The following is a 5,720-nucleotide window of genomic DNA, read 5'->3' on the forward strand; positions in this document are numbered from 1 at the left end:
CGGATGACCTCGGGACTGGTTTTGAAGTACTTGAAAGAGGCAGGTTTGGTCATGGGCAAAAGCTACGCAACCGTCCTGCCTGCCTCAAGACAAGTTCTTCTGACAAGACCCCAAGTTCTTCTGACAAGACCATCTGGGGTGTCCAACAGCTTCACAGAGACATTAAAGGGCGTCGTCGCAATTGATGACGCTTGGGGTCTGATCGTTTTCAGCATCGCCTTGGTTCTGGCCGGTCATTCGGATGGTTGGGCCACCGTCACGACCACAGCGATGTGGGATTTCGGAGGGGCTATTTTGTTGGGTTCCGCGCTAGGCGTGCCATCCGCTTACCTCACAGGTCGCTTGAAGCCGGGAGAGCCAATGCAAGCCGAAGCGGTGGGAATCGTGTTTCTGACAGCAGGCCTTTCGTTGTGGCTAGAAGTTTCGTTCCTTGTCGCAAGCATGGTTGCTGGCGCAGTTATTGGGAATCTTGCCCGCCATCACGACCGTGCTTTTCATGAGATCGAGCACATTCAGTGGCCGTTCATGATTTTGTTCTTCCTACTGGCTGGCGCCACGCTGGATATTGAAGCCTTCGGCTTGATGGGCTGGGCTGGTGGTCTTTTCCTATTCTTGCGCGCCATAGCCCGCCTCGTCGGGGGTTATTGTGGAGCGAGACTTGGCGGCCTGCCTAGCCGTCAGACCCGCTGGTACGGCCCAGCTTTGTTACCACAGGCCGGTGTCGCGGTAGGAATGGCCCTCGTCGCCGGAGAGCAATTTCCACATTGGGCCGCGTCGATCATGGCCTTTACTCTAGCCAGCGCTGTGGCCTTCGAGGTGTTGGGGCCGCCGTTGACTCTCATGTCAATCAGACGAACGGCTGACACAGATGAGCAGATTGGTCAGTAACTATTCAGACTGGATCGATTCAAGAAAGGCGAGCAAATTCGCCAACGGCAGGCCTACCATCATAGGTTGCCCATTAGGCAGAGCCACCGCGATTTGTTGGTCTGTCTCAAACACCGCGCCAAAGATTGGCATTTCGCCCCCATGGGCGAGCAATTGTGAACGACCGTCAATCTGTTCAGCTATAAGATCTATCGGAAACACACCGCCGTTCTCGCCCGCCAATTTGGTAAGGTCAGGTGTTCGAATAGCCAGCATTTCCGCCATTGGCCCGTCTCCGGTTGCTTCGAAACCGTGACATTGCCAGCAATACGTCCGGTACAAATCACTTCCCTCATCAACGCTGACCTCCTGCGCTAGTACGGGCCCCGTGACGAACAGTGCCAGTAAAATCCCTCGAAAAATCTGCATATGCTCCTCCAATTTGCTGCCCCGGAAGAAGATCTAATTATAAGGCATCCTTAAGAAAGCACTTTGACCTTGCTCATTTTGTACGCTCCTGTACGAGGATTGGCGTTTCAGTCGAATAGCGTTTGGTGTACGCGCCTAATTTATTCCTGCCGGCCTACAACTACGCCACCTCATCGTTGACCTCACCACCCTTGCGCGCAGACGGTTCTCCTTCCAATATATTCATATACCTGAGAATTCGTCAGAGGTGATAAGGCACGCGATGCAACCATCTGAGCGCATCCATCCGAGCCCAAGACTGGTAACAGGTTCCAAAGCGTCACGAATTGCTTTCCACCCTAAATCTGAAACCATCGAACATGTTTGCTTTGCCTTTAAGTCCGACGACAAACGACAGTTGGGTTGCGTTCAGCCTCGCAGACCCGTCGCAGCGAGGTGATTGACATAGATCAAAGCACCAACATGAATTACATAGTAAAATTCGAATGTTTCAACATATTCTACGTTCACCGTCCTGTCCCCAAGTAAACACAAAGGTGAATGGAATATTGAAGGAGTGGAAGTTCCACCCACGGGGGCTCGGCAGGAGTGATGGCGAGCCCCCAGTTAGTTGATTGGCGCCCAATGTGCCCAGGTTGAGACACACGGCATTCGGTGCAGCTTTGACCATAGGATTAAGCCGCTGCGCCAATCGAGACAAAAAGAGAAGGACGCCACTGACGACGTTCGGAGTGGGCAGTTGGCGGAAATCACTTATGAACTCTGTTGATCCAAACGAACAGAAACTCAGGCGGGCCCTTACAACCCCGTTGCTCACGCTTTATGGCCTTGGGGTAACGGTCGGAGCGGGCATTTATGTTTTAGTCGGCGCGACAGCAGACATTGCTGGACCGTTTGCAGCGTTTTCGTTCGTTTTAGCCGCGCTCGTCGTATCACTCACCGCGCTTTCGTATGCAGAACTCGCAACACGATTTCCCGTCAGCGCAGGTGAAGCGGCCTATGTTGAAGCGGGATTTCAGAAAAGATGGATGGCGGTTTTCGTCGGCCTCGCGGTCGCAGCTTCGGGGATTATCTCTGCCTCTGCAGTTGCAATTGGCGCAGCATCATACCTGTATGCTTTAACCGGTTTTGCGATCCCTGTTTTGACCATCAGCGTCGTTTTGATCATGGGTTTAATCGCACTTTGGGGGATCACTGAGTCGGTCTTTGTTGCGGCTGTCATTACGATCATCGAGATCGCAGGCCTTATCTTTGTGATTGGCTGGGGCATGTCGGTTCAGGATCCGCAGGGATACGGAATCAGTTCGATGCTTCCACCGCTTGAATTCGACGCGTGGAGAGGCATTTTCGCGGCATCACTTCTCGCCTTCTTTGCATTTGTTGGCTTCGAGGACATGGCCAACGTGGCAGAAGAGGTTAAAGACCCGGTCCGCACGATTCCAAAAGCGATTTTACTAACCCTCGTTTTGGCGACCGTGTTGTATCTAGGAACCTCAATGACGGTTCTACTTGTTGTTCCGATCGATGTTCTTTCGACATCCGCAGCCCCCCTCGCGCTTGTGTTTTCAAACGCGCCCGAGGTGATCAAACAGGGCTTTTCCGCAGTCGCGATTGTGGCGACAGTCAACGGAGTACTGATCCAGATGATCATGGCCTCGAGGGTGATCTACGGCCTAGCTGACCGTAACCATTTACCGAAGGTTCTGGCGATTGTCCCAAAAGCAACTCAGACACCAGTTATCGCTACTTTGCTGGTCGTGGCGATCATCGTTTTGCTGACCCAAACTATACCGCTTGGTATTCTGGCAGAGCGCACGTCTCAGATCGTTCTCGGCGTCTTTGTACTGGTCAATATTTCGCTGATCCTGCTGAAGATGAAGCCGGACGAGTCCGCAAAGCACTTCCGCGTTCCTCTTGTGATACCGATCCTTGGGGTGATCACCAGTGCATTGCTTTTCGGATCTGGATTTCTCTAACTGATACAACGACCCAAAGGCCTCAACGAGCTGCCACGGCATATGACGACTGACCAAACTTCCATAGGATCAAAACTTTCGGCCTGGTGGCATAGAACGTTTGTGGATCTGGTTCAGCAGCTGCAATGGTCCTATCTGCCACCACTGATGGTCTATTTTGCGGCCGGCGTGTCCGGCCTGACCTCGGTCGTTGGTGCTTTTTTCCTAAAAGACTACCTCGATTTATCCGCCTCTTTCGTTGCAGGGCTAGCATTTTGGGCTGGTATCCCGTGGATACTAAAAATGCCGCTTGGTCATGTCGTGGACCTGTTTTGGCGCTGGAAGTCCCTGCTGATCTTGTTCGGCGCGTCCTTGATCACGTTGTCTTTGCTCACCATGTACGGGCTCGTGACCGCACCTGCGCAGATGTCCAGTTTCATGCCGCTGGAAGACTGGTATGTTGTTGCCTTGCTCTTGGCGCCTTCGGGCTATGCCATTCAGGACGTTGTTGCCGACGCCATGACGGTTGAGGCGGTGCCGAAGGTTGACCAGCACGGCCTACCATTTTCGCCTGAAGAAACCCGTGCTCAGCACACGACGATGCAAACCTTGGGCAGAGTTTCCATTATTTCTGGGTTTGCCGCTGTTGCGGCTGTAAACATCTGGATTTTCTCTGGAACAGAGGATCTGCAAAAATCCGATCGCCTTGCGCTTTATGGCCAGGTGTACCTGATAGCTCTGGCCATCCCTGTGTTATCCGTCAGCGGTGTCGTTCTTCACAGCTTGATCCAGCGTCAGCGTATAAGATCGGGCGACCCGCCCTACGCGCCGGATGAAGTCACCGAAGTCAAATGGTCCATATTGCTGGGCGGCTTCGCATTCGTTGTGCTTAGCATCGTGTTGGGAACCGCCGATTTCGAGTTTGCGCAAGAAACAGTCTTTGCGGTTTCTCTAACGGTGATCCTGTACCTTATGTCGCGCCTGTTGAAAGAGCTGGAACCAGCACAAGCCAGAGCCCTGATCGGGACAGCGACAATCATTTTTGTGTTTCGCGCTGTGCCGCTATCAGGACCAGGCCTGACTTGGTTTGAAATCGATGAACTGGGGTTCGATGAGCAATTCTTGGCAATCCTGGCATTGTTGACCTCGCTGCTGGCCTTGCTCGGGTTAATTGTTCTGCGGCCATTCATGGCCAACCGTTCGATTGCGCACGTAGTGGTACTGTTGACTATTGCGGCGGGCGTGCTCGCGCTGCCCAACCTTGCCCTCTATTACGGTGTGCATGAATGGACGGCGGCGCATACCGGTGGTGTTGTCGACGCAAGATTTATTGCCATCCTCGACACTGCTGTTGAATCGCCGCTTGGACAGATTGCCATGGTCCCGATGTTGGCTTGGATTGCACGCAATGCCCCTGTTCAGTTGAAAGCGACCTTTTTTGCGGTGATGGCATCATTCACAAACATGGCTTTGTCGGCGAGCAGCCTCAGCACCAAATACCTCAACCAAATATACGTCGTCACACGCGCCGTCACATATCCAGAGACCGGTGAGGTCACGTCTGCCGCGGACTACAGTCAACTTGGATACTTGCTGATCTCCGTAGCCGTGATCTCGGTGATCGTTCCACTGGCCACAGTGTTTTTCGTTCAAAACTCGCGCTTCCGAACGAGTGAATGATCACTGGCTTTCAACCTCTCTCAGCAGAGCTCTGAGATGTGAAACCGGGACGCCGATGTTTGAGCCACCAAACTCGGGCAGGATCGCAGCATTGATCGCAACGACCTCGCCCCGCCGATTCAATGCTGGCCCCCCGCTCCCACCGGTCGTGGTCTCGGCGTCATAAACGATGGCGCTCTCACTTGTTCGTGCAACGATCCCCCGGCTTGCGAGTGGGTGAATCTTGCTTTGAGTAGAAAGCCGGGACGCGATCGACCAAAAGTTCAGCGTTCCTTCTGCCTCCAGTTCCTCTAGAAAGCCCGGACCGGCCTGCGCGATCAAAGCTTTCAAACCCGTTGGATATCCCAACAGAAAAAGCTCTTCACCGACGCGCGACGTGGCATCCGCCAACGGAATTCCGAGGTCTTGAACGCTTGGCTCAACTGCCAAAATCGCCAAGTCTGCTGCTTCGCTGAACCGAACCAAACGCGCCTCTATTGGTTCCGTTTGATCAGGCAAATAGGCCAACAGCCTCAACATTTCAGGCTCAAGGCCAGCGTCGCTCAACGCCTTCTCTCGGTTCCCCGAAGTCCAGGGCAAAGCGACATGGCGGTTGGTGGCCATCAACGGTACCCCAGCAATCAAAAAGCCGGTTCCGGTGAATTGAAATTCTGCAGGTTCGCCGGTCCCGTCCGGTTCGATCCAAGGTTGGCCGAATGGGGTTTTCAGGTTTTCTCCATTCGGTCCCAATACATGCCGCAATATCTTCCCGCTTTCCACGTGGCGCAGTCCATAAGCCCCCTGAAGGAA

5 protein-coding genes are annotated in these 5,720 nt (G+C 53.6%); 3 read left to right on the forward strand and 2 right to left on the reverse strand.

The features are described 5' to 3' along the window. Positions 1 to 888: cation:proton antiporter (locus tag AC2FM5_RS19070; protein WP_496737505.1), on the forward strand; the 888-nt coding region annotated here is incomplete at its 5' end. On the opposite strand, the gene AC2FM5_RS19075 is transcribed toward AC2FM5_RS19070, so the two are convergent. Beyond that, positions 889 to 1,296, reverse strand: a complete 408-nt coding sequence (locus tag AC2FM5_RS19075; protein WP_141138522.1) for a c-type cytochrome — start codon at positions 1,294 to 1,296, stop codon at positions 889 to 891. It abuts the gene before it with no gap. Between the two features lie 755 nt (positions 1,297 to 2,051). Between AC2FM5_RS19075 and AC2FM5_RS19080 the strand changes: the two genes are divergently transcribed. Both AC2FM5_RS19080 and AC2FM5_RS19085 read left to right on the forward strand, forming a co-directional pair. Continuing rightward, positions 2,052 to 3,272, forward strand: coding sequence for an APC family permease (locus AC2FM5_RS19080; protein WP_496737507.1), 1,221 nt, complete (start codon positions 2,052 to 2,054; stop codon positions 3,270 to 3,272). A 42-nt stretch (positions 3,273 to 3,314) separates the two neighbouring features. Further along, complete coding sequence (locus AC2FM5_RS19085; RefSeq protein ID WP_093964963.1) at positions 3,315 to 4,931, forward strand: MFS transporter; 1,617 nt, start codon at positions 3,315 to 3,317, stop codon at positions 4,929 to 4,931. On the opposite strand, the gene AC2FM5_RS19090 is transcribed toward AC2FM5_RS19085, so the two are convergent. Further along, positions 4,932 to 5,720: S1 family peptidase (locus tag AC2FM5_RS19090; protein WP_496737510.1), on the reverse strand; the 789-nt coding region annotated here is incomplete at its 5' end.

This window comes from Ruegeria sp. BHSA162 (assembly GCF_059613385.1).

Excerpts from the sequence above, each read along its gene's own strand:
- AC2FM5_RS19075 (WP_141138522.1), bottom strand. The coding sequence starts at position 1,296 with ATGCAGATTTTTCGAGGGATTTTACTGGCACTGTTCGTCACGGGGCCC.
- AC2FM5_RS19080 (WP_496737507.1), top strand. The coding sequence starts at position 2,052 with ATGAACTCTGTTGATCCAAACGAACAGAAACTCAGGCGGGCCCTTACA.
- AC2FM5_RS19085 (WP_093964963.1), top strand. The coding sequence starts at position 3,315 with ATGACGACTGACCAAACTTCCATAGGATCAAAACTTTCGGCCTGGTGG.